At 45.1% G+C, this 25,408-nt stretch carries 18 protein-coding genes and 1 pseudogene; 16 read left to right on the top strand and 3 right to left on the bottom strand.

Annotation, left to right across the window (positions count from 1 at the left end):
* Positions 1 to 103: 103 nt before the first annotated feature.
* From ACESPU_RS20605 to metH, 11 genes are all read left to right on the top strand, one after another.
* Positions 104 to 2,341 (top strand): TonB-dependent siderophore receptor, encoded by a 2,238-nt coding sequence (locus ACESPU_RS20605; protein ID WP_122380753.1) that lies wholly within the window; start codon positions 104 to 106, stop codon positions 2,339 to 2,341.
* 163 nt (positions 2,342 to 2,504) lie between these two features.
* The gene (locus ACESPU_RS20600; RefSeq protein WP_122380752.1) at positions 2,505 to 2,855 is read left to right on the top strand and encodes a cation transporter; all 351 of its coding nucleotides are present in this window, start codon (positions 2,505 to 2,507) and stop codon (positions 2,853 to 2,855) included.
* 168 nt (positions 2,856 to 3,023) lie between these two features.
* Positions 3,024 to 3,551, top strand: a complete 528-nt coding sequence (locus ACESPU_RS20595) for an RNA polymerase sigma factor (RefSeq protein ID WP_005865183.1) — start codon at positions 3,024 to 3,026, stop codon at positions 3,549 to 3,551.
* Positions 3,552 to 3,557: 6 nt separating this feature from the next.
* A complete protein-coding gene (locus ACESPU_RS20590; RefSeq protein WP_122380751.1) occupies positions 3,558 to 4,826 on the top strand; it encodes a porin family protein in 1,269 nt (422 codons plus the stop codon).
* Between the two features lie 55 nt (positions 4,827 to 4,881).
* Positions 4,882 to 5,655 (top strand): hypothetical protein, encoded by a 774-nt coding sequence (locus ACESPU_RS20585; protein ID WP_005865187.1) that lies wholly within the window; start codon positions 4,882 to 4,884, stop codon positions 5,653 to 5,655.
* A 128-nt stretch (positions 5,656 to 5,783) separates the two neighbouring features.
* Positions 5,784 to 6,545: a hypothetical protein gene (locus ACESPU_RS20580; protein ID WP_158532501.1), complete on the top strand. Its 762-nt coding sequence runs from the start codon at positions 5,784 to 5,786 to the stop codon at positions 6,543 to 6,545.
* Between the two features lie 5 nt (positions 6,546 to 6,550).
* A complete protein-coding gene (locus ACESPU_RS20575) occupies positions 6,551 to 7,300 on the top strand; it encodes a hypothetical protein (protein WP_008778525.1) in 750 nt (249 codons plus the stop codon).
* Between the two features lie 33 nt (positions 7,301 to 7,333).
* On the top strand, positions 7,334 to 7,900 hold the full coding sequence (locus ACESPU_RS20570; RefSeq protein WP_005865193.1) for a YIP1 family protein: 567 nt from the start codon (positions 7,334 to 7,336) through the stop codon (positions 7,898 to 7,900).
* A gap of 14 nt (positions 7,901 to 7,914) precedes the next feature.
* The gene (smpB, locus tag ACESPU_RS20565) at positions 7,915 to 8,376 is read left to right on the top strand and encodes an SsrA-binding protein SmpB (protein WP_005855460.1); all 462 of its coding nucleotides are present in this window, start codon (positions 7,915 to 7,917) and stop codon (positions 8,374 to 8,376) included.
* Positions 8,377 to 8,382: 6 nt separating this feature from the next.
* The gene (locus tag ACESPU_RS20560) at positions 8,383 to 9,342 is read left to right on the top strand and encodes a nucleoside recognition domain-containing protein (protein ID WP_005865195.1); all 960 of its coding nucleotides are present in this window, start codon (positions 8,383 to 8,385) and stop codon (positions 9,340 to 9,342) included.
* The gene (gene metH, locus ACESPU_RS20555; protein ID WP_122380749.1) at positions 9,335 to 13,027 is read left to right on the top strand and encodes a methionine synthase; all 3,693 of its coding nucleotides are present in this window, start codon (positions 9,335 to 9,337) and stop codon (positions 13,025 to 13,027) included. Before ACESPU_RS20560 ends, metH begins: the two co-directional genes overlap by 8 nt.
* Positions 13,028 to 13,146: 119 nt before the next feature.
* Here the strand turns inward: metH and ACESPU_RS20550 are convergent, their stop codons facing one another.
* From ACESPU_RS20550 to ACESPU_RS20540, 3 genes are read right to left on the bottom strand one after another with little or no spacing between them, the layout of a single operon-like run.
* Positions 13,147 to 14,703 carry a M81 family metallopeptidase gene (locus ACESPU_RS20550; protein ID WP_005865200.1) on the bottom strand — a complete coding sequence of 519 codons (1,557 nt, stop codon included), beginning with the start codon at positions 14,701 to 14,703 and terminating at the stop codon, positions 13,147 to 13,149.
* Positions 14,704 to 14,737: 34 nt separating this feature from the next.
* Positions 14,738 to 16,249 carry a RagB/SusD family nutrient uptake outer membrane protein gene (locus ACESPU_RS20545; protein ID WP_005865202.1) on the bottom strand — a complete coding sequence of 504 codons (1,512 nt, stop codon included), beginning with the start codon at positions 16,247 to 16,249 and terminating at the stop codon, positions 14,738 to 14,740.
* Positions 16,250 to 16,262: 13 nt separating this feature from the next.
* The gene (locus tag ACESPU_RS20540) at positions 16,263 to 19,457 is read right to left on the bottom strand and encodes a TonB-dependent receptor (protein WP_181987541.1); all 3,195 of its coding nucleotides are present in this window, start codon (positions 19,455 to 19,457) and stop codon (positions 16,263 to 16,265) included.
* A gap of 906 nt (positions 19,458 to 20,363) precedes the next feature.
* Here ACESPU_RS20540 and ACESPU_RS20535 point away from each other — a divergent pair.
* The 5 genes and pseudogenes from ACESPU_RS20535 to ACESPU_RS20515 all read left to right on the top strand — a co-directional run.
* Positions 20,364 to 21,296 (top strand): site-specific integrase, encoded by a 933-nt coding sequence (locus ACESPU_RS20535; protein WP_048927729.1) that lies wholly within the window; start codon positions 20,364 to 20,366, stop codon positions 21,294 to 21,296.
* Positions 21,297 to 21,715: 419 nt separating this feature from the next.
* Positions 21,716 to 22,378, top strand: coding sequence for a transcription termination/antitermination NusG family protein (locus ACESPU_RS20530; RefSeq protein WP_005865210.1), 663 nt, complete (start codon positions 21,716 to 21,718; stop codon positions 22,376 to 22,378).
* Positions 22,379 to 22,387: 9 nt separating this feature from the next.
* The gene (locus tag ACESPU_RS20525; RefSeq protein WP_048927730.1) at positions 22,388 to 22,825 is read left to right on the top strand and encodes a hypothetical protein; all 438 of its coding nucleotides are present in this window, start codon (positions 22,388 to 22,390) and stop codon (positions 22,823 to 22,825) included.
* 238 nt (positions 22,826 to 23,063) lie between these two features.
* Positions 23,064 to 25,012, top strand: a pseudogene (locus ACESPU_RS20520) (polysaccharide biosynthesis protein).
* Between the two features lie 34 nt (positions 25,013 to 25,046).
* Positions 25,047 to 25,408 (top strand): BT0820 family HAD-type phosphatase (locus ACESPU_RS20515; RefSeq protein ID WP_347112081.1); only part of this gene is annotated, 362 nt, incomplete at its 3' end.

The raw sequence follows: 25,408 nt of genomic DNA, 5'->3' as shown, positions 1-25,408 counted from the left end.
GAGGGTGGAAGCTGCTCGCTGAATACCCTTTGGTTTTTAAGGTAGGGGATGCTCTATCCCTGCGGAAGCATGTATTTAACGATTCAATCAAATAACAACTATCATGTTAAGACAATTATATCTGATATTTTTATTGTCCTGTTTGACTTTTACTTTGACTTGGGCCGAGGATTCCGGCAAGAAAGTGAAAGGACGTGTATGTGATGAAAACAAACAACCTATTATCGGTGCAAATGTATATTGGGAAGGAACCCAAAATGGAACCACGTCCGATGTGGATGGAAATTTCGAGTTAGAACGAAAAGGTGACTCCAAGAATCTGGTGGTTAGCTATATCGGTTATATGACTGAGGTCACCCCTGTGGATGAGAAGGACGATGCTATGCAGATTATCTTAAAAGGTGAGATCGCCTTGGATGAGGTCGTGGTTAGTGAGCGCAAGATGGGAACCATCGCTTCCCGTACGAGCGTATTGCAAACTCAGAAAATTACGTACGATGAGATTTGCCGTGCGGCCTGCTGTAATCTGGCGGAGAGCTTTGAGACAAATCCGTCTGTCGATGTATCGTACTCGGATGCGGCTACAGGTGCCCGGCAAATTAAGCTGTTGGGATTGGCGGGAACCTACGTACAAATGTTGACCGAGAATTACCCGAATTTCCGGGGGGCCGCTTCCTTATATGGGCTGGATTATGTTCCGGGAGCTTGGATGGAAAGTATTCAGGTGTCTAAAGGAACCTCTTCGGTTAAGAATGGGTATGAGGCGTTGGCCGGACAAATCAACGTGGAATTCAAGAAGCCCCCTACGGCGGATATTTTCTCTGCTAATGTGTTCGCTAGTGATGCCGGACGTTATGAAGGGAATGCGGATGCTTCTTGGCATATCAACGACAAGCTCTCTTCCGGTTTATTGGTACACTACTCGAATGATAAAATGCAACATGACGGTAATGACGATGGTTTTCTCGATACGCCGCTAAGGGAACAGGTGAACGTAATGAACCGTTGGTATCATAAATTGGATAAATACGTGGCTCAATACGGAGTTCGCTATCTGCATGAGAGCCGTACCGGTGGGCAGGATACGAAACACCATGATTTCACCGACCCGTATCGGATTCATTTAAATACGAACCGGGCCGAATTATTTACGAAGCAGGCCTATATTATCGATAAGGAAAAGGTAGAGAGCGTGGCATTGATACTTTCCGGTTCTTATCATGAGCAAAAATCAAGATATGACCGTACGCCCTATAATGTATATCAGAATAATGTATATGCCAGTTTGCTGTATGAAAAGGAGTTTACGCCGATGCATAGCTTGAGTACCGGATTAAGTATGAACTATGATGGTTTCGACGAGAATCTGGTTCAATATGCGGGAGGAGAGTCGGTCCGTCATGCCTATGACCGTACGGAAGTCGTGCCGGGAGCTTATGCCCAATATACGTTCAATCTGAATGATAAACTGATCTTATTGGCGGGTGTACGTGCGGATTATAGTACGTTGTATGATTTCTTTGTAACCCCTCGTGTACATATTAAATATAATCCTTTTGACTGGTTCCATATCCGGGCTTCGGCAGGTAAAGGATTCCGGACAGCGAATGTGCTGGCAGAGAACAACTTTTTGTTATCCAGTAGTCGAAAAATGTATATCGCCGACAATCTGGATCAAGAAGAAGCGTGGAATACCGGTCTGAATCTGTCATTTTATATACCTTTGTTCGGGAAGGAACTGAGCTTGAGCGGGGAATGGTATTATACCGATTTCTTGAAGCAAATCGTGGTGGATATGGATAGTGATCCTCATGCGGTTCGTTTCTACAATCTGGATGGGCGTTCCTATTCGAATAGCTTCCAAGTGGAGGCTTCCTATCCTTTTTTCCGGGGATTTACGTTAACGGCCGCTTATCGTTATACAGACGCGAAGACCGATTACCGGAATGAGGAGGGTGTGGCGCATCGATTGAAAAAGCCGTTGGTTAGTGATTATAAAGGTTTATTGACCGCTTCTTATCAAACCCCGTTGAAAAAATGGCAGTTTGATTTGACCGGCCAGTTTAATGGAGGCGGTCGTATGCCGATACCGGATGCGTCTAATCCGTTATGGGAGCCGAATTTTAAGGCTTATACGGTAGTGAATGCGCAGATTACGAAATATTTCCGTCAATGGTCTATTTACGTGGGAGCGGAGAACCTGTTTAATTACAAACAACCGAATCCGATTATCGATGCCAGCAATCCCAGAGGGGATAACTTCGATGGATCTATGGTGTGGGGACCGGTGCATGGACGGAAAATTTATGCGGGTATCCGCTTTAATATAAGCAGGGATTGACACGTATATACGTATAAGCCCGTACGTATATACGTGTAGGCCTATGCGTATACTGGTGTGCCCCTACGCCTATATACGTGTAGCCCGATGCCTATAGTGGTGCTTTTCTTTTGGTAGATATGAATGGATAATTAGAACTGTTAATATTAAAAAACAATTGATTATGAGACGATTAATTATGTTGCTATTTTGTGCCGTATGTACGGTATCGATGACATTCGCCCAAGAAGCGAAAAAGAAGAAGGACTCTGTGACATTCTTTATCGAAGCGATGGATTGTGATCACTGTATCAAGAAGATCGAGAAAAATATCGCTTTCGAGAAAGGAGTGACCGACTTGAAATGTGATCTGAGCACCCGTACGGCCATTGTGACTTACAAGACGGATAAGACTTCGAAGACCCGCTTGACCGCGGCCTTCAAAAAGATCGGTATGGAAGCGGTTCCGGTAGATAATGGCGCCGGCTGTCCGGTACCTCCGGCGAAAAAAAGTGAGCATACTCACGCTCATTAACATGGAAATTCATAAGAACATCTTATCTTTGCAGATGTTCCGTGAGGGCGGGCCGGAGTGTCCGCCCTGTTTATGAAATAATTTTTCTACGGAATGCAGCGTTTGTTTAATTATTTACATCCTAATATTGTACAGTCTCCAGAAGGGAGACGTTCAAGGCACGACTGAATGAATGAGCTACAACTGATAGAGGGTTGTCGGAAGGGGGAGAGACGAGCTCAAAAAGAGCTTTATGATGCGTATTCCCGAAAAATGATGGGAGTTTGCCTTCGTTATGTGAACGACAGGGAAACGGCTCGTGATTTGTTGCAGGATGGCTTCGTGAAAATCTTTACCAGTATGGATTCCTATACAGGGAGTGGTTCATTTGAGGGGTGGATGCGGAAGATCTTTGTTAATTGTGCGTTGGAATATCTGCGAAAGTCGGATGTGTTGCGTGAAGCGACCGATCTTGACAATACGGCGGAACTGATTCAACCCGATAGTTCGGCTATCTCGGACATGTCGGCGGCTGAGTTGATGAATCTAGTGAAGGAGTTGCCGGTTGGCTTCCGTACCGTATTCAATATGTTCGCGATAGAGGGATATTCTCATAAGGAGATCAGTGAGATGTTGAACATTACAGAGAGTACTTCCCGTTCCCAATATACCCGTGCCAAGCAGTTATTACAACGTAGAATTAACGCATTGTATTGAGATAAGATGAGTAAAAAGGAAAGAGATATATGGGATGACGCGATCCGATCGAAGCTAGAGGATTTCGAGATGGATACGCTACCCGGCGACTGGGAGGCTATAGCCGATCGATTGCCCGGAAAGGCTCCGGTTCCTTTGCGTCGTACGCTTCGCTACTGGGTTGCCGCCGCCGTGATCTCCTTATTGGTCGTATCGGGTGGTATCTATTTATATGACAGGGAGATGGAAGATCTACCTATAGCCCAAGAAATACAGTCTTCACAAGAGTCGACATCTGTGGATACCCCGGTTGTTCCGATAGAGAAAACAATGGAGCAAGCGCCCGTATTAGCGACTATTCCTGCTGCTGCGGTCGTGAAGGCAAAAGCGGCATCTGGAGCGGTTAAAGTGGGAGCTAAGGCTAGGATGGCAGCGTTCCGGCAAAATGTAGAGAGTGCAGAGGATCGGCCTATTTCTGAGTCGGAGGTAATGTCTGCTGATAGATCGGCGAATGAGAAAGATACCGTTGAACCGGAGGTTGAAAGGAATAATGATGAGATAGTTGTTCTCAAGAATGATGTACTTGTCGCGGATGCTACTCCTGTTGCTAAAAAGAAGCCGGAGAAGACCGCGTCCCGGAAATGGGGGTTCGGTATGGGAGGTGGAGGTCTTTCTATGGGCGCTGATAATCTGGTCCCTCAGTATGTGACGAATAGCAGCGTGCTTAAGAGTGAGAATCTGATGAGCTTAAATTCGTTCGATGCGGAGAAGAAAGATCCTGCTAAGACGGATATTCATCATAAGACGCCTATTGGGGTGGGGATCTCAATTAGTCGTTATTTGAATAATCGTTTTTCTTTGCAGACTGGATTAACTTATTCTTACTTAAGATCGGAGTGGAGTACGAATAATACGTATCATATAGAGAATGATCAGCGATTGCATTTTATAGGAATTCCATTATCATTGACTTATAAGATCGCGGAATGGAATCGTTTTATGTTTTACGCCTCAGCCGGAGGTATGGCGGAAGTGAATGTCGCTGGCAAACGTAGAATGAAATTATTCTCGGATGAGGTAGAGATCGCAAAGCAAAGCGAACATATTCGAATGAAAGAATGGCTATGGTCTGTAAATGCCCGTGCGGGTGTAAGTTATCCGATTATCCGTTTTGTAAGCGCTTTCGCTGAGGTGGGAGCCAGCTATTATTTTGATAATGGTAGCGAGATCGAAACCATCCATTCGGAGAAGCCGTTTAACATGAGCCTTCAGTTTGGATTTCGTTTTGGTTTTTAATACTCGATAGATTAACAGTGTAAATACAAATACTTAAAAATAGAAAAATTGAATTATGAAAGCATTTAAATTAATTGGAGCAGCGGCGGCTGCGTCATTATTGTTGTTGACCTCTTGTCTTGGAGAATCGAATAATACGGTGACTCGTGCCGGCTTTGGTGTCGCAGGTCTTTCTGAAAAGACATATAAAACGGTACTGAATACAAATATGGGAGCATTATACTCTCCGTCTTTATCGGCACAAGTAGTTGACGGAGCTTGTTACTTGATCAACTATGAATTAGACCTAAATTCTCCGGAGAATGCGAATGCGGCGACAAATGGTTATTTAACAGCGACAATCTCTGTGGCAGATGAGATAACAAAAGGACAGCCAGTCTTTTATAATGTGCCAGATTCGGCCAGCTTACTTCAGAATGAGATACCTGTAAAAAACCTATTTAGCAATGGCGACTATGGGGTGTATGTAGACGGTTATTTATTCTTCTTTATAACAATGGATATGTTTAAGGATCAGAAAAATTCTTATACTTTATATTGGGATCGTTCAAAGGAGCCTACTATGGTGGATAATGTCCCGACATATGACTTGTTCTTGCGTGTCGCTAAAGTAGCGGACGGAACAGGTTCTGCTGCATCATCCATAGGAGAAGTCCGTGCGTTTAATGTTAAGTCTGTATTGGAGTCTGTGAATAGCGCTGAGGCTAATAAAGATTCAAAGTCTTTTAATCTTAAGGTCAATTATCTAAATACGATTAATGAAAAAGATAGTACGGATTTGAAATGGGCTTCTTATACCGTTCTATTCCAAGTCGTGAAAAACTCATAAAGAAATTAGTATAGAAGTTGAGGGCGTACCGATAAGAAGATTATCGATACGCCCTATTTTTTTGCCGTTTTTTTTATGTATATGGGTAAAGATCGTATCTTTGCGTACTTTAAGAGGAGTATTGTGAAATGAGATACAAGAATTTAATAGGTTTTGTCTGGGTGGCGGTTATCATGAGTCTGTTTACTTCTTGCCTAAAAGACATAAATAACGTCTATAATCCGGGAACGACCGCCGCTGTGGTTCGTCAACATGGAGATAGCGCGTTGATGATGGCTAATACCCGGTTCGGTTGGATCTATTCGACGAAGCTGAGCTCATACTCAGAGGGTAAATGCTTGTTGGTGAGCTTTGATTATGATCCTAGCTTACCGGAAAATACGAATGCGGAACAAAAAGGGTATTATACGGTGACGATACAAGGGGAAACCGCCGTTAACCAGCAAAACGCTGAGAGTCCTCTTACGGATACGCATAAACTATTGACAAATGAGCAACCGATACTTGCGGTTAATCCGAACGACTCTGTTCTGTACGTCAAATTGGAAGATTATTTGTTTTTGCCTTCTGCCTGTTGGACAACAAAAGACCGGGCTTTAAATTGGCAACTGACTTATGATCCGACTCAACAACCAGTTGTTGAAAATCGGAAATCAATTTATTCCTTATATTTACGGGCTGCCGCTAGGACCGGAAAGCCGGAGGACAAGGCAGAAGAGGCTATCGCGGTTATCAATGCCTTTAATCTGGGGAACTTTATCAAAGATATGCGAGAACAAGGTGGACGTGATGCGGATATGTATGTTCGGATTCATTATATCGATCAAATTAATCCGAAAGATAGTACCCAGTTTACATGGGGAGTAACAGATCCTTTACTTATAAACTAAAGAAGATGAGAAAGCGAATTTTATACGGCTTATTTTTATCCTTGTTTTTCTTAATGACCTCTTGTATGGGGGATGGAAGTAACTCCATCAATTATCATCGGGTAGGAGTGATACGTGAGAATCCTATGCGATGTATCTATACGGCAGATGATCAAGGGAATATCTTTATCGTCTCTTCCTCTGAGTTTGAGAACCGGACGGATTTGAAAGAGGGTGACTGTTGCGTGGTTGATTTCAAGACGAATTTTAGCGAGGAATTGGGCAATGGTGTTTACAACGCTGAGATTTATAAGTATGATTCGGTCGCTGTATGGCCTTTGCATGAGACATTAACTGATACTACGGTCGTATTGGACAAGGAGCGTCTGGTTACGCTGGACTTTAAGAAAAGTATTTATTTGGAAGGACGTTTCTTCTTGCAAACCCAACATATAAATCATCAGGTAGACCAAAAGGATATTTTCAATTTATCCTATAACCCTGATCAGGAGGTGGAAAAAGATGATGACGGACAACGGATCTATAACCTATATCTCCGGGTAACCCAAGAGGGGGGTACCGGCGATTCCACTAAATGGATCAATACGACCGCTTTTACGATCGATAAGTTTTTGGACCAAGCCAAAGCGATAGAGAGCAGGGAGGGGCAAAATGAGATAAACTTTAAAATAAATTATGCCGAACGCTATAATGCGGATACAACCGCATGTGTTTGGGGGGCTACCGACGTATTTACGTTGCGTTTTACGAATTAAATATATACTTTTGCTATTTAAAAGTAAACAGAGATGTATAAGGAGATATTTAGGTGGGTAATCGCTATCATCTCACAGCCAGCGAAGGCGTGGGTCTTGTTAGCGAAAAAAGGAGAGAAGCAGGAGGAGTTCTTATCCCGATTCGTGTATCCTTTGATCGGCTTCGTTACTGTTGCGGCTTTTCTGGGCGTATTGTTTACGCGGAAGGAGTTTGATTTAGAGCTGGCCTTGAAGTCGTCTATCCGGACATTGGTGTCCTCGTTCGGTGGTTTTTACCTCGGGGCTTATCTGATGAACGAGATATGGCAAGGTATATTTAAACGGGAGAAGGATTTGAAACTGTGGTTGCGCTTCGTCGGGTATTCCTCGTCGTTGATGTTCGCTTTGAATATCGTATTGATGTTGCTTCCCGAGTTTTTCTTCTTGCGGATATTTATCCTTTATACATTCTATATTGTTTGGGAAGGCGCTGGTCCGTATATGGGAGTCGAGGAGAAGATCCGCTTGAAGTTCGTAGGATTTACAACCGCCATTATATTACTGACTCCGGCAGTTATCGAGATTTTGTTATCGATGCTGATGCCCGGTTTGAGTTTTTGACAGAATAACACAAGATGAAGGAGAAGATTAGTAATAACATACAGATAAAGAATAAGCGGGCGACGTTCGACTACGAGTTGCTCGACACTTTTACGGCCGGGATCGTACTGACCGGAACGGAGATTAAATCGATCCGTTTAGGGAAGGCGAGTTTGGTAGATACGTTTTGTATCGTGGAAAAAGGGGAACTGTGGGTGAAGAATATGTACATCGCCGAATATTTTTACGGTACGTACAATAATCACAACGCACGGCGGGACCGGAAATTACTTCTTACCAAAAAGGAATTACGAAAGATCGAGGGTGCGGTTCGTGCCAGTGGTTTTACGATCGTTCCCACTCGTTTGTTTATCAATGAGAAAGGATTGGCGAAAGTAGTCGTCGCGATCGCACGAGGTAAAAAGGAATATGATAAGCGAGACTCCATCCGGGAACGTGACGACCGACGGGAGATGGATCGGGCTTTCAAACGATAAGTCGAGATGGAAACAGGGCAAGGCGTGATCGGTAGGGTTTGGGGATGTATCCTGAAAGCTCTGCCTAAAGCAGGCAAGACGTGTTTATGGCTGCTAAAGATTATTTTGCCTATTTCTTTATTGGTCCGTATATTGCAATATTCCGGAATATTAGGTCAGATCTCGGATTGGTTAGTGCCCGTGTTCTCGTTGGTGGGTCTGCCGGGGGAGACAGCCATTGTTTTTATAACCAGTATATTCTCCCCATTATATGCTCCGATCGCTTTGATCACCTCGATGTCTTTAGGAGTCCGTGAAGCTACGATATTAGCATTGATGTGCCTTACTTCCCATAATCTAATGGTAGAATCCTCCGTACAGGCAAAGACTGGGTCTTCTTTCTGGGAGATGACGCTGCTCCGTTTGATCATGAGTTTCGTGATCGCCTTTTCTTTGAATTGGGTAATGCCCCATGAAGGATGGGGACAGGTCGGGATCGCTCAAAGCGCGGCTGTATGCGATAATTGGTTGGAAGTATTCGTACTTTGGTTTACCAGCTCGATGAAGGTGGTGATTTCTATTTTGATAATTGTTACGGCTTTAATGATCCTTCATTATATATTGGAAGAGTTTAATCTAATGAAAGGATTGTCCTCGGTCTTTTCTCCACTGATGCGATTATTTGGCTTGCCTCAAGATGCCGCTTTTTTGTGGTTGGTAGGTAATGTGGTTGGACTGGCTTATGGCGGGGCTATTATGGTAGAGCAAATGGAGCAGAGGAAGTTGTCTTACGGTGACGGCAACTTGCTGAACCATCATTTGGCCGTGTGCCATTCCCTGTTGGAAGATACGATCATCTTTGCCGCGATAGGGGTACCCGTTCTTTGGGTGGTGCCTACCCGTCTGTTTTTCGCCATCGTTGTGGTATGGATCCTCCGGGGATATAGTTATATGTACGCAAGAAAGGTAAAACATATTTATGAATAAGGAACGATTTCTGCGACTCTTGAATGAGCGCATTTTGATCTTGGATGGTGGTATGGGTACCATGATCCAAAGTTTCAAACTAAACGAACAAGATTACCGAGGCGAACGTTTCGCCGATTTTCCGGGACAATTGAAGGGGAACAATGATTTATTGTGTATCACCCGCCCGGATGTAATCCAGTCTATTCATCGTCAGTATTTGGATGCGGGAGCGGATATCTTCGCTACGAATACGTTTAACGCGAATGCTATTTCCATGGCAGATTATGCGATGGAGGCCTATGTACGTGAGATAAATCTGGCCGCCGGCCGATTGTCGAGGGAAGTGGCGGATACCTATATGGCAGAGCATCCGGATCGTACGATCTTCGTGGCCGGATCGATCGGTCCTACCAATAAGACAGCTTCCATGAGTCCAGATGTAAGCGATCCCGCTTATCGTGCCGTCACTTATAAAGATTTGTATAATGCCTACAAGGAGCAAGTCGAGGGACTTGTTGACGGCGGGGTGGATATCATCCTTTTCGAGACTACTTTCGATACGTTGAACGTAAAAGCGGGATTGGAAGCGGCTGAGGTCGTGTTGAAAGAGAAAGAAAAAGACCTGCCTATTATGTTGTCTTTGACTTTGTCTGCGCAAGGTGGACGAACATTTTCCGGACAGACTTTATTGGCCTTCTTGGCTTCCATACAGCATACACATATTGTTTCGGTTGGCTTAAACTGCTCTTTCGGAGCGGCGGATATGAAGCCCTATTTACAAGAGTTGGCGAAGTATGCCCCCTATTATATCAGCGCTTATCCGAACGCTGGATTGCCGAATAGTTTTGGTACCTATGACGAGACGCCGGATAAAATGGCCCAACATGTGAAGCCTTTTGTGGAAGAGGGATTAGTGAACATTATCGGAGGCTGTTGCGGAACGACTCCGGCGCATATCTTCCGGTATCCGGAGTTGGTGAAAGGAGCTAAACCGCATATCCCGGCTTTGAAACCGGATTGCCTGTGGCTGTCGGGCTTGGAACTGCTGGAGGTGAAACCGGAGAATAATTTCGTGAACGTGGGAGAGCGTTGTAATGTGGCCGGTTCTCGGAAATTCTTACGCTTGATAAAAGAAGGCAGTTATGAGGAAGCGTTGACGATCGCTCGTAAGCAAGTGGAGGATGGCGCCCAAGTGATCGATATCAATATGGACGATGGTATGTTGGATGCCGTGAAAGAAATGAAGACATTCTTAAACTTGATCGCCTCCGAACCGGATATTGCCCGTGTACCCGTCATGATCGATTCTTCTAAATGGGAAGTGATCGAGGAAGGCTTGATGTGCGTGCAAGGAAAGAGCATCGTGAATTCCATCTCCTTGAAAGAAGGAGAGGAGGTCTTCCTTAAACATGCCGCCCGTATTAAGCAACTGGGTGCGGCTGCGGTCGTGATGGCTTTCGATGAGAAGGGGCAGGCGGATACCTATGAAAGAAAGATTGAGATTTGTGAACGGGCCTATCGCCTATTGACTGAAAAGATCGATTTCAATCCCCAAGATATTATTTTTGACCCGAATGTATTGGCGATCGCTACCGGTATGGAGGAACATAATGGCTATGGTCTGGCGTTTATCCGTGCCGTTGAATGGATCAAGAAGAACTTGCCGGGCGCGAAGGTGAGTGGTGGTGTAAGTAATTTATCTTTCTCTTTCCGGGGGAACAATCATGTACGCGAGGCTATGCATTCCGTATTTCTATATCATGCGATCGGGAAGGGGATGGATATGGGTATCGTGAATCCGTCTACCTCCGTACTTTATGAGGATATAGAGCCGGAGTTCCGTACCTTGTTGGAAGACGTGATCTTGGCACGCCGTCCGGAAGCTGCCGAGGAATTAATTACTTATGCTCAAAATTTACATGTTCAAGCTTCCGGAGAAACTCCGGAGAAGCATGAGGCTTGGCGTGAGCTTTCATTGAAGGAGCGTTTGGAACATGCCTTAATCAAAGGGATCGGAGACTATTTGGAGGACGATTTACAAGAAGCCTTGCGGATTTATCCGCATGCCGTGGATATAATTGACGGTCCGTTAATGAGCGGAATGAATAAGGTCGGCGAGTTATTCGGTGCCGGAAAGATGTTTCTCCCTCAAGTCGTGAAGACCGCACGTACGATGAAAAAGGCCGTGGCTATTTTACAACCGGCCATTGAGTCTGAAAAGAAAGCTTCCGGCTCCGCAAAGGCCGGTAAAGTGATTTTCGCTACGGTAAAAGGGGATGTACATGATATAGGTAAGAATATCGTCTCTATCGTATTGTCTTGTAATAACTACGAGGTGATTGATTTAGGGGTAATGGTTCCCGCAGATGTGATCATAAAGAAAGCGATCGAGGAGAAACCGGATCTGGTTTGCTTATCCGGCCTGATAACCCCTTCTTTAGAAGAGATGGCGCATGTCGCGGACGAGATGCAGAAAGCGGGACTTACGATTCCTATGATGGTGGGTGGCGCTACGACCTCCAAATTGCATACGGCAGTGAAGATCGCTCCGCATTATGATTATCCGGTGATTCATGTGCTGGATGCCTCACAGAATCCGTTGATCGCCGCCAAACTATTGAATCCAGATACCCGTGACGCTTATATCAGGGAGTTGGAACAAGAACAAGAAGCCTTGCGTGCCTCTTTAGGGCAGAAGAAAGAGACCTTGGCTTCTCTTTCAGAGGCTCGTAAGCATCCGATAGAAATAGATTGGACCGGGTATACACCGGTTGTTCCGGCCCGGATGGGGGTACATGTTATCCCTTATATCCCCTTGGAAGAAGTGATTCCTTATATCCACTGGACCTTCTTTTTTAGCGCATGGAAATTGAATGGCCGTTTCTCGGAAATCTCCCAGATACATGGTTGCGATTCTTGTCGTGCCTCTTGGTTGGCCGGATTCCCGGAAAAAGATCGTGCGAAGGCTACCGAGGCGATGCAATTATACAAGGATGCTGTTAGGTTATTGGATCGGCTGGTCAATATGAAGGTTGAATATTGTAAAGCGATTTACGGATTTTTCTCAGCGAATAGTGAAGGGGATACGATCCGAATGGGTGATATAGCGCTGCCTTTATTACGTCAGCAAGTAAAAAAAGAGGAAAATATTTATAAATGTCTTTCCGATTATGTAATACCGGTTTCCGAGGAGCGAACTGATTATGTAGGGGCGTTTGTCGTTACCGCTGGAGCTGGCGCTGATTGTTTGAAGGATAAATTTGAGGAAGAAGGCGATACCTATAATTCAATGTTGCTGCAAACCTTGACCGATCGCCTAGCGGAAGCTACAGCCGAATATCTTCATGAGAAAGTACGTAAAGAATATTGGGGATATGCTAAAGACGAATCCTTGTCTATCCCGGATCTTTACAAGGTGAAATACCAAGGAATCCGTCCGGCTATCGGTTACCCTTCTCTACCGGATCAATTATTGAATTTCACATTGGATGGATTGCTCGATATGTCGCGAATTGGTGTTTCGTTAACCGAGAATGGTGCCATGTATCCTACGGCTTCGGTTAGTGGGATTTATATTGCCCATCCCTCTTCTCAATATTTCATGATCGGTTCTATCGATGAGGAGCAGATGAGAGATTATGCGAGCCGCCGGAATTTAACGGAGGAGCAAGTCCGAAAGTTATTGAGTAGGAATATAGGATAATTTAGTAGCATCACTGCAACCCGGGTTGCAGTGATGCTGCAATGCCTGTGCAGTAATACTGCAACACCTATTGCAGTAACACTGCATAGGCATTGCAGTAAAAAATCGATCAATACGATCTATCTGCCATAGTAATGCTTGGCGGAAGGAACCATGATAACGTTCAATTCCGGATCAGCCATGTCTGGATCGATCGGGAACATCGGTCTCACGATATTCTTATAGGGAAGCTTCTTGAAGTCCTGATCCACGCCTCCCCTTGTAAAAGCCATCACCCAATCCGCTTGTATATTGTACCATTGGGTTACAAGGTAACCCTGTTTAACCATTACGATATCCATTTCCTTCGGGTCAATTCCTGAACCCTCTAGGTTTGGAGTGGGAGACGATGTGCCTACTACCACATAAACGCTTCCGGTCTTTACGATAGCGATATCTCTTTTCCGTCTCCATGATTCCGCGTTCTTGTCTTCTTCCGGACTCACATAAACCACGGTACCCGACAATTTCACGGGACCTTCGTAGGAATTATCGACCATGGCACCTACCATGCCTTCTACGTGTCCGCCTACGCCGACCTTACGTGCCTGCTTAACCACTTCTTCTCCCGGGATGGAGCAATAAAGAACGCTCTTTCCCTTATCAGTCTGGAATTCCGGACGCTTCAAGAGTCTCGCCAAAGTCCAAGTGACCTCGCCTGAGCCGCCTCCGCCGGGATTATCTCCCATATCACTGATAAAGAAAGGCTTCTTTTTGCTTGCTATTGCCAAATCGATACATTTCTCGAGCGAATATCCCGGAGCTTCCAGCGAGAACTGCTTACGGACATCCCAGAATTTCTGGGCGAGTTTCTTCGCCCCGGCTTTTACCTGTTCCTCATCGTCACCGTAAACCATCACGGTTCCTTGGTTCCGTGGGTTGTCTCCCCAAACATAACCGATCCAGATCCCTGCGTCTATCACTCCGGGCATGGCTTCAACCTCGGGAACCAATGCGTACAGCGATTTCGCAGGCTCGACACGGGTACTCGACCATTCGCCGGAAACTAGGACAGGAACAGCAACCCATGCCTTGTATGCCGGACGTCCTTTCCCCGACTCAAGACGTTCCAACAAATTGACGACCCCTCGCCGATGTGATTCGCGAGAATCCGCATGCGGTGCTTGACGATAAGTCGTAATCAAATCGGAGTTGAGAGCTACCAACCAAGACGTATTTCCGTGAAGGTCCATCGTGGTGGTAGTCAAGACATCGTTTCCGATCAAGCTACGCACCTTCTCCATGAATTCGCCCTCGGGATCGGCTACGCCTTCCACGCTACAAGCTCCGTGGTTATAAAACCAGAAAGCGTCATAGGGCATATTGGCCTTGATCATCTCCAATGTTTTTTCCACAAATGCGTCGTACGATTCTTTTGTCACGGGGCCTCTTCCACCGCCATAGCCAATCTGCGTGGGAAGCCAAGTGGCCGCCTGTCCCATTGCGGAGTCTGGGCTGAGATAGTCCGGCATTCTTACGGGGTGTCCTACGAGCGGCTGCCTATTCGGGACGAACACGCTGTTTTCTATCTGTATACCGGCAATACCGATACGAGGTTTTTTCTTCTGTCCAAAGACCTCTCCAACGAACGATACGGCCAAGAGACAGATTCCGAGCAATACTAAATTCCTATTCATACTATTATGATTTTTGCGAATTGTTATTTCCTTATTAATTAGTTATTAAACCGTCACTAATATCAATCTCGGTTTGAGGTATAGGCAATACTTCCGCACCGGCGCTGAAAGGAGTCTTAGCTCCAAATTCCGCCTTCTTGGTTCCGTTAAATACTTTCTCGCCCCATCCTACACGTACCACGTCAAAGAACCGGAAACCTTCCATTCCAAACTCCAGATGACGCTCGTTCATGATGTCTTCAAACAATTGGCTTCCTGTATGGTTTTTAGGAGCCAAGTTGACATGGCTTCTTACCTCATTCAGATACTTTTGCGCATTAGCGATATCGCCGCTGAAATAGCAAGCCTCGGCATAGTTCAAATATACCTCCGCGAGGCGGATAAGCCTGAGGTTCGTGGGTTGATTATTTCCCCGATTCTCCTCTCTTTGCCCGGGCGCGAGATATAGTTTGCGATTGTACCAACCGGTTCGGTCGTCCGTAACGGGTGCCACATCGCCTTTGGCCGCGGTCTCGATCTCTATGGCCTCTTCCGTGGAAAGGAGAGTGGTCTTCTTTCGTATGATATCCCCCTCGGCATCATAAGCGTCTGCCAAGGCCTGTGTAGGTTGTGCGCAACCGAAGCCGATCGTCATGTTTCGGGGCATAGACATCAGCACGTGACGGTTGCCGTTATTAACGCCATACCCGCTTTGGGTTGTGGAGGTATACATATTTACTTCAAGGATTGAAGAAGAGCAGTGCTCGCCGTCCAGTGAGAATTGCCAAGCGTAATCCTCCGGAGCGACCAAGCTATACTCACCCCCGCACTCATTCTGGAATTTCTCGAATGCCTTTTTTACCTCATCGTATTTTTTCTCATACAGATAAATACGTGTTTGCATGGCGATGGCCGCGCCTTTGGTAATCCTTCCCGCATAGCTTGACTCGTAGTTAGCCACCTCACTTTTCTTAGGTAATACGCTAACCGCATCGTTTAGGTCTTGCTCGATAACCGAGTATATCTCTTCGACAGACGCACGTCCGAGTCTCTCATGATCGAGATCCAAGACTCCCGTATAGCAAGGAACACCACCAAAGGTTTTCACAAGCTCGAAATAAGTATAGGCGCGAATAAACTTGGCCTCACCGATCATCTGTTCCCTGTTATATTTCGAGAATAGGGCATCGTCTGCCATTTCCATATCCCGTATAAACAAATTGGCCTTATTAATACATTGGTAAGAATACCGATATTTGTTCAAGATCTCGGTATGATCCGCTTGATACTGATAATTCTCCAGCAACGTGAAGGTTTGTGCGTCGTTCGAAGAACCGCTGTAGGTCGCGTCATTCGACAACACGTCGCCGAAACATTGCATTGACCATGTGTAACGGAAGTCCTTCATGACGGAATAGACAGCGGTCAGACGCAAGAAAGCTTGTCTTTCCTCTGATATCTCTCCAGCCTCCGGACTTCCTAACGGAGCTAAATCCAAATCTGCACAACTGCTGAATCCTGTTAAAATCGCTAGTACGATTCCTATGATATATTTGTTTTTAAACATGACATTATAAATTTTAAAAAGTAACATTAATACCTCCGGTGAATGAAATGTTCTGAGGATAGATACCGTAATCTATGCCTCTAGACAAAGAGCTGGACTGACCCACTTCCGGATCCATACCCGAGTAACTGGATATCGTAAACAAGTTCTGGCCGCTTACATAAAAACGTACTTTTTGTAGTTTTATCCTCTGCGTGAGAGAAGCGGGCAGGGTATAACCTAGCTGGGCGTTTCTCAAGCGGAAATAAGTCCCGTTTTCTACGTACATGTCCGAGAAGCGGTCATTGTCGTTTACGTCCGTAGCCGTCAGGCGAGGGATGTCCGTATTTGTATTATTTGGCGTCCAATAGTTCATTAACGCTCTATCCTTGTTCGTTATATCGTTCGGGAAGTAGGTGTAATAACGCATCGCGTTGAATATCTGATTACCGATTGTTCCACCAAACTGCAAATTGAGGTCGAAGCCTTTCCACGCCATACCCATGTTGATACCGTATATGATATCCGGAATAGGATTACCGATCATGCATCTATCACTTGAGTCTAACTTGCCATCGCCATTCGTATCTACGAACAATACATCGCCCAATTCGGCATTAGGTTGGAAATCCGCCCGCTTAACGGCATTCAACTGTTCCTGTGTTTGGATAAGCCCGTCTGTCTTATAGCCCCAGAACGCGCCGATAGGCATACCTTCATTCGTATAGGTGAGGTACATGCTTCCGTTTCGGAATGGTCCATCGGAGATTGGTGTGCCACCATTCAATTTCGTCATGCGGTTACGGATGGTCGACATATTTACTCCCACGTTGTATTCGAAACCGCTTTCGGTCTTGTCTCTCCACTCGAGATTCATCTCGATACCGCGGTTGTTCGCCTCGCCGATATTGGTGTAGGTGTTGCTGGCATATCCCATATAGATAGGCATAGGAGCGGCCAGCAGCATGTCCTTCGTTGTCTTGTAATAATACTCGAAGCTGAAGACCATGCGGGTGTTAAAGAAGCTTGCGTCAAGACCGATATTCAGAGATTCCGTGGTCTCCCATTTAATATCCGGATTGCCCAATCTGCTCACGGCAATACCTTGATACAAGGTCTCATTCTCTCTCGCTCCGAATAAAGCACCGTATTGCGTACTCAATGACAGCAAACTACGATCCACATAATTGGTGATATTCTGATTTCCGATCTGTCCCCAACCCCCGCGGAGTTTCAAGGAGGAAACCCATTCGGCGTTCAATTTCTGGAAGAACGGTTCGTTGTCGATTCTCCAACCTAGAGCGAACGAGGGGAAGTTACCCCAGCGATTCTTGGAAGAGAATTTAGAGGAGCCGTCTCGCCGGAAAGTGGCTGTAATAAGGTATTTGTTATTGTAATCGTAGTGTAGGCGGCCCAGATAAGACATCAAACCATATTCCGTAGCGCTATTGCTGGCCGTGGTCTTGTTCTTGTCCAGCGTAGCGTCTATATAATGCAGGTTATCCGACTCTCCGATAAGATCTCTCGCATTTACGCTCAAGGTTTCCTGCTTACCCCATTCATTGGTATAACCTACGAGAGCGGATATGGAGTGCTTCTCGGCAAACGTTTTCTCATACGAAAGGGTATTCTCGAACGTATAGTAATGCCCTTTGGTCTGCGACTTCGATAAACTACTCTCTAAATTTCTTTGGCTTGAGGATACCTCATAGACAGGCGAGAAGGTTTTATTGTCTACCCTTCTGATTTCCGCTCCGAAGCTACTCTTGAACTTCAATCCTTTTATAATCTGCCATTCCCCATACATATTGCCGATGAAAGCAAGTTTCTCCCGTTGATTATCCCGATACATGATACTTGCCAATGGGTTATAGTAGTCAATATAAGGAGAGTAACCATATGAACCGTCTGCGTTTTGGGCGGGAGTTACCGGATCCAAACGGATTGCGTTACTTACGACACCATAGTCGGAGTCGTACACATTACTACTGTTGCGCTCGCTAATACTTGCGTCGGTAGATCTTGCGATCGACGCGTTGGTACCCACTACCAAATGATCTTTGAGCACCGTTTTTTCCGTGCTTTGACGGACACTGAACCGTTCGTAGTTGGATTTCTTGATCGTTCCATCTTGGTTGATATAGTTCAAGCCCAGATTGAATTTATAGTCGTTCTCTTTACCACCGCTTATGCCGACACTGTAGTTATGCATAAAGGCCGTATGCGTAATCTCGTCCATCCAATTGGTGGAAACATTACGATTGACAAGGGCCAAGTTGATGGGAACGCTCCTCACTGTGTTCAACTGTTCTTGATAGTCGTACCATTCCGGACCTGACATCAAATCGAGATTATTCAATATTTTGTTCATACCCCAATATGCGTCGAGCGTAACGGTGGTTTTTCCAGCGGCGCCTTTTTTCGTAGTGATAAGGATTACGCCGTTCGCGCCACGGGAACCGTAGATAGCGGAAGCGGAAGCGTCTTTAAGCACCTCCATAGACTGTATATCCGATGTGTTCAGGTAGTTTATATCCGTCACGGGCATCCCATCCACGACGAACAATGGCTCCGCGTCGTTTACCGTACCGACACCTCTGATACGGATCGTGGCGGCGGAACCCGGAGATCCGGAACTGGAAGTGACGGATACACCGGTAGCCAAGCCTTGCAATGCGGTAGAAACATTGGCCACTGCTTGGCGAGCGATTTTCTCCTCGCTCACGGACGAGATAGCCCCCGTGATATCACTTTTCTTCATCGTACCGTAACCAATCACTACCACCTCATCCAACTTTTGTGTGTCCTCTTGCAAGGAGATGCTTAAAACCGATTTATTGCCTACCGAAATCTCCTGGTTCATATAACCGATATAGGACACTTGCAAAATAGCGTCTTTGGCTACTTCCAACGTGAATTTTCCATCTATATCCGTTATTGTCCCGTTTGTTGTCCCTTTTACCATCACATTGGCGCCAATTATCGGCATACCGGTAGCATCAATCACGGTTCCGGTGATCTGACGGGTGTTTTGTTGCGGGGTGGATACGATTGATGGTTTCTCTATAATCTTGATGTCGCTTTTAATGCGCATGTTTGGGGAGTGTACGGAAGCGTATACCCCTGTGGTAAAAATAAATAGCGGGATTGAGGTTAATTTCATGACTCTGCCCAATTTAGTTTTTGTGTTTAATCGGGGTTTAGGATTCCCCTTATAATTTTCATTCATACATTTGTAATGTTTTAGTGTTAGTATTATTTGATTTAAAGGCGCTTAGAAACTTGTTTGGCTGGGTTATGTTGCCATATCTTCCAGCCAGTTTCCCTGTTAGATATGGTTCATGATGGTTCCTGTTTCATAGGCTCTCCTTTCTTTAAGATTAACTTTAGTAAACTAAATATGTTTATTTGGTTGTTTGATTTGCAATATTCGTGAAAAAAAACGACACCTGCAAGCAAGTCTCTGCTAATTTAATATTGTGTATTCAATCGATAGAAGTCATTAATACGGCTTAATTATGTCAATTTGTCATTTCTCTCTCCTTCTGCTTCTTGTATTTGAGATAGGATAGGGTGTGTGTGTATTATATGCGATTCTCTGGTAGTTAAGCCCTGACGAATAGAATGTGTATGAAGGAAAATACTTGCAGTTTGCCTTCTTTTTATCAATATCCGCCGAATTATTATATCTCTTGTTTCAGAAAACTAATAAATGCCTCCTGAATGATATTTGAAAATCAGTCGACTTTTTTGCCGTTCTAGAGCGCAAAGGCTCTATATAGTCTCGTTTTTCAGTGTACAAAAGATTGAGATTAGGAGTAGACCCCAGCTAAATTAGAGCAAGTGCCGGATAATCCGAACTAGATGCCGGGTAGATGTCGGTTATCTGCCGGGAAATAGAAATTATAAGCCGACTAGATACATACAAGTTCAGGATATATCCTAAAAAATGTGCTATTTTGGGTACTAAAGTTCCATAATATTGGTTTAAACGTAACTGTTTTGAAAAAGTATGTGTTTAAAATATGTTTAGAAAGTAAACATTATGATAGTGTTTCGGTAATTCTTTTTGCATTCAGATAGTATGAGTTACATTTGTCAATTCATTTCAAATATTATTTAAAAACAGAGAGATATGGATGAGAAAGGATTCGTGGAAGGGGTGAGAAGGTATATGTCCCAGTTACGAGAGGAAAAGCGTTATTCCTCCGCCAAAAGTTATCAGGATGCGTTGAACTCCTTTATAAAGTATAGTGGAACAGAGAACATTTCCTATTCGGATATCAATAAGGCCAATCTTCACCGATATGAGGCTTATTTGTTGGAGAAAGGCTGCATGTGCAACACGGTTTCCACTTATATGCGTCGTATCCGTTGCGTCTATAACAAGGCGATCGAAGATGGTGATGCGGAATATATCCCCGGTTTGTTCCAAGGAGTTTTTACGGGAGTGGAGAGTAAGCGCAAGAAATCCCTATCCTTAGAGAACCAACATAAGTTGATGACGGTGAAGGTAGAGAGTGAGGTGCTAAGGGAGACACAACTGGTCGTTTGTTTGTTGTTTCAGTATGCAGGAATGTCGTTCGTGGACTTCGCCCACCTAAAAGAAAGGAATATCAAAAACGGGATATTGGACTATAATCGGCAGAAGACAGGCACACCGATGAGACTGGAAATCTTGGATACGGCAGAATTGATGCGCAAGGAATTAATGGGTGACAAGAAGCCGGCCTCAGGCTATTTATTCCCTTTTTTGAGTGGAACGAAGACGGGCTATGAGGCATATCTCGAATACAATGCGGCCCTATCCCGATTCAATCGAAATTTGAAGGCGTTGAAAAAGGCCGCTGGAATAGCATCGGATGTTACTTCTTATACGATCCGCCATTCCTTTGCCATGGCATTGAAAGAGCAAAATGTCCCTATAGAAATGATCAGTGAATTATTGGGGCATAAGTCTATCAAGACCACCCAGATTTATCTGAGAAGTTTCTCTTTAGAAAAAATGACAGAGGTGAATAGCACTTGCTTTGGTTGTGTCTATAATTATGTGTCGAAAGTGGGATGAGGCTACTTAGTGAGTAGCGTTTGTTTCACGCCGCAAATGTAGTAAAAAATAACAAAAAACAAGCAATCATTAGGGTTTGTTTGTGTTTCCAGTTGGATTATCGTTAAATCTTCGTTCTTATTTCTGATGTATAGACATGGCAATAGAGACGAAATGGCCTCGTATTTCCGAAATCATCACGTCCCCCCCTAAAATCGAACATACATTCTTGTAGAGATGGGTATACCCCGTCTCATCCCCTCTAAAAGATGTTTTAAATTACTGTCAGACGGTGGGAGACGGAGCATGCTCCGTCTCTACAACTGAGTAATAACCATTCTCCCACCTTTTGCGCTACTCACTAAGTAGCCTAATTTCTCACATGGCGAAAAAGGGTTATGGTGCATATATCAAACTATCTCTTTTAAGCAATCAACGAGATGCGAGCGAATGTTGTAAAAACGGTTGTAAATTCGGTACCTCATGAGGGTATCGACGCCGTAGGCGTTGAAAGAACCATTCCTGAAAACCCGTTACGGCGAAAATCTGATCAGAAACATTGGTACATCGCTATCGTCAACAACAAGTCCGAGAAACTATGCCGTGACAAGCTGGAAAAGCGCATAGCCAGTCAGCCGGAAGGCGAGAAGGACTATGAGGTTTATATAGCCTCCCAAAAAGAGATGTGTCTTCTGCCAAGCGGCAAGCGTAAGCAAGTAGACCGGATCGTCTTCCGTTCCATTGTATTCATCCGTTGCACCGATGTCTTGCGTAGGAAGGAGATCGTTCATCTTCCTTATATCAAACGTTTCATGGTAAACATAGCTGGCGAACGGTCTGGAGGCATACGCCCCGTAGCCTTCATTCCGGATGAGCAGATGGTGAAACTCCGTAGGATGCTGGACGATTCCGAAGAGCCTGTCATTATCGATCCCCGTCCGCTGCCTCTTGGAGCGAGGGTACGCATTAACGGCGGTAAGTTGCATGGTCTAGAAGGTAACGTGCTGGAAGTGGAGGATGGCAATCTTAACTTTGTGATCCGTGTAGATCTACTGGGATGTGCCAAAGTAAATATCACCCGTGACCTGCTAGAGCTATTATGATACACATAGATGGATACGCACTACGGTAAAAAAGAGGATAGATCCGGAGTACGCCTTATCTCGTTGTTAGGAAACCATTTGAAAGAGATTCTTAAGCGAGAGGCGGATAATCGTGCCTTCATCCATCTTTACTGTACGGGTCCGTATTGGGTGGCGTTCGAGAAATCAGCTTACCTGTTACGCCAAATATCTTCCCGTACCTTAGTGACCCCGTTAAGCCTCACCACGTACCCGTTTCCAATCGTGATGGTCTCTTGGACAGATGGCGAGTTACGTTCCTATACACGTAACCATCTTTTCCATCGCGAAGGCAATGACTACGGTCGGTTATCCGTCCCTACTCGTACGCTTGACGGTTACAAGGAGTGGCATAAGGAAGAGGTGAGGTATTTTCCGATGCCGGAAGTAAAAACCACGTCCATGGATCGTGACATGGAGATTGATTAAAGATACTTCTGAGGTTCAAGAGAGCCTCCAATCAAGAATATATTATCGCTAGGTCGCAATTAGAAAATGAGAATTAGGCGGCCGATATCGATCAAGAGGTCAGCTATCTCTAGTAGCGAGGAGAGTCCCTTTTTCTTTAACCGATAGACTAGACTCTTGCTTTAGCTTATACCACTCCAACCACTTGAGAGGTTCGGTCGCTTATTATTATAGTTAGATAGATATGAATAAAACAAATATGGAAAAGGTGAAATATCGTTATAATCGCTGGCGTTTAGCGCTGGGGCGTCTGGTAAATTTGCGGTATATCAACCGCTGGATCATTTTTTGTGCGGATCTTTTCATTTCCCTATGTGTATCTTTGATAGGAGTGCTGGGATTATTGTCCATCATGCATGTATACATAAGCGGGATTAGTGTATTAAAGGTAGGAATAGCTTCCTTTGTGGCCAGTATCCTTTCTTTTCTTACGTTCAAGGTTTATCACGGGGTGATCCGTCATTCCACGCTACGTGGACTATGGAGGATGGTGGTGTCGCCATCACAAAATCCATCCTCATGTTCATACTGCTTCATCTTTTGAGGGCGGATTTCAATTCCTCTATATATTGGGTGGGAGGGATAACCGATTGTATGTTGACGATTGTTCTGCTGATCACCTTACGTGTATTCGTGATTAATGTATATAATAGCGTGTTGTCCCAACTTGGAAAAAAGCGCAAGCGTGTACTGGTGTTCGGTATGGATGAGGATAGCGTGATGATAGCCACATCACCCAACCGGCAAGTATTCATGCAAAATTATAGCATCATCGGCTTCTTGACGTTTGGTAGCGCTAAAAAGAACCTTCGCATAGCGGAACTTCCCGTTTACCAGATCGAGGACATTGATGACTTGTTGCGTCTGATCCCCAGAAATAACTTGGATGGTATCCTTTTCCCGAATATAAAGACCGTCCGACGAGAACGTGATCGTTTGATTCATTATTGCGAGCAGGCCTCCTTGAAGCCTCTCGTGGTTCCTGATATGGAGGAGGTCCATGAGGGCGGAATGAAGCGTTCAGTCCGTGAGATCCGTATTGAGGACTTGCTGGGTCGTGAGGAGATCAGTATAAATCTGGGCGAGATCGGTCTCTTATTGAAAGATAAGACGATCCTTGTTACGGGAGCGGCCGGTAGCATTGGTAGCGAGATCTGCCGCCAGCTGGCGCATTTCCCGATCAAGAAACTGATCTGCCTTGATGCCGCCGAGACTCCGATGCATGACTTACGCCTGGAATTGGAGGAGAAGTATAAGGAACTGGATTTTGTACCTATCATAGGCGATGTCCGGAATCCGGACCGTGTAGATTACGTATTCCGCAATTGGCATCCCCAGGTAGTATTCCATGCGGCAGCTTATAAGCACGTCCCCTTGATGGAAGAGAACCCTTGCGAGGCTGTTCGTACCAACGTGTTTGGTACCCGAGTGATAGCGGATGCCGCCGTAAGCTATGGTGTAGAGAAATTCGTGATGATCAGTACGGATAAGGCCGTTAATCCAACGAATATCATGGGATGTAGCAAGCGCCTCGCTGAGATATATGTGCAGAGCTTGAGTGTGGCGATCAGTAAGGGGGCTCTAGCGGGAAACACTAAGTTTATCACGACCCGTTTCGGTAATGTATTAGGAAGTAATGGCTCCGTGATACCTCGTTTTCGCGATCAGATCGCCAAAGGAGGCCCAGTTACGGTAACCCATCCCGATATCATCCGCTACTTCATGACAATCCCCGAAGCCTGCCGTTTGGTGTTGGAAGCCGGTACGATGGGCAAGGGCGGCGAGATTTTCATCTTTGATATGGGTGAGCCGGTCAAGATCGCTGACTTAGCGAAGCGTATGATCGAGCTTTCTGGTTTGCAGGTGGATAAAGACATAGAGATTAAATACACAGGTCTTCGTCCCGGTGAGAAATTATATGAGGAACTATTGAGCAACAAGGAGAATACGAAGGAAACCCCTCATGAGAAGATTCGTGTGGCAGCAGTCCGAGAGTACGCCTACAAGGATGTGGTAGAGCACATTGATCTATTAGCTGAATTATCCCTTCATGTACACATTCTTCCTATGGTGAGAGAGATGAAATCCTTCGTCCCCGAGTTCAAGAGCCAAAACTCTCAATTCACGAGATTGGACGGAGTGAATTAGCAATTTAGTTGGTAGTTATAAATCTGAATTATAAATGATTATCGCAGTAGATTTTGACGGAACAATCGTTGAGCATAAATATCCGGCGATAGGGAAGGAGATCCCTTTCGCTTTCGAGACATTGAGAAAGTTACAAACAGAACACCACAAGCTGATCTTATGGAGTGTGCGAGAGGGTAAGCTTTTGGATGAGGCTGTCACCTTTTGCCGAGAGCGGGGCTTGGAGTTTTACGCCGTGAACCGAGATTACCCGGAGGAAGAGAAAAGCCTGAATAACCATTTCTCCCGTAAGCTGAAGGCCGATATTTTTATTGATGACCGTAATCTTGGTGGTCTCCCGGACTGGGGTATGATTTACGAGATGGTGAGTAAAAGACTTTCCTATGAGGATTTAAT

It is taken from the genome of Parabacteroides sp. 20_3 (assembly GCF_964238835.1).
GTDB lineage: Bacteria > Bacteroidota > Bacteroidia > Bacteroidales > Tannerellaceae > Parabacteroides > Parabacteroides distasonis.
This window is presented reverse-complemented; position numbering and strand designations above follow the sequence as displayed.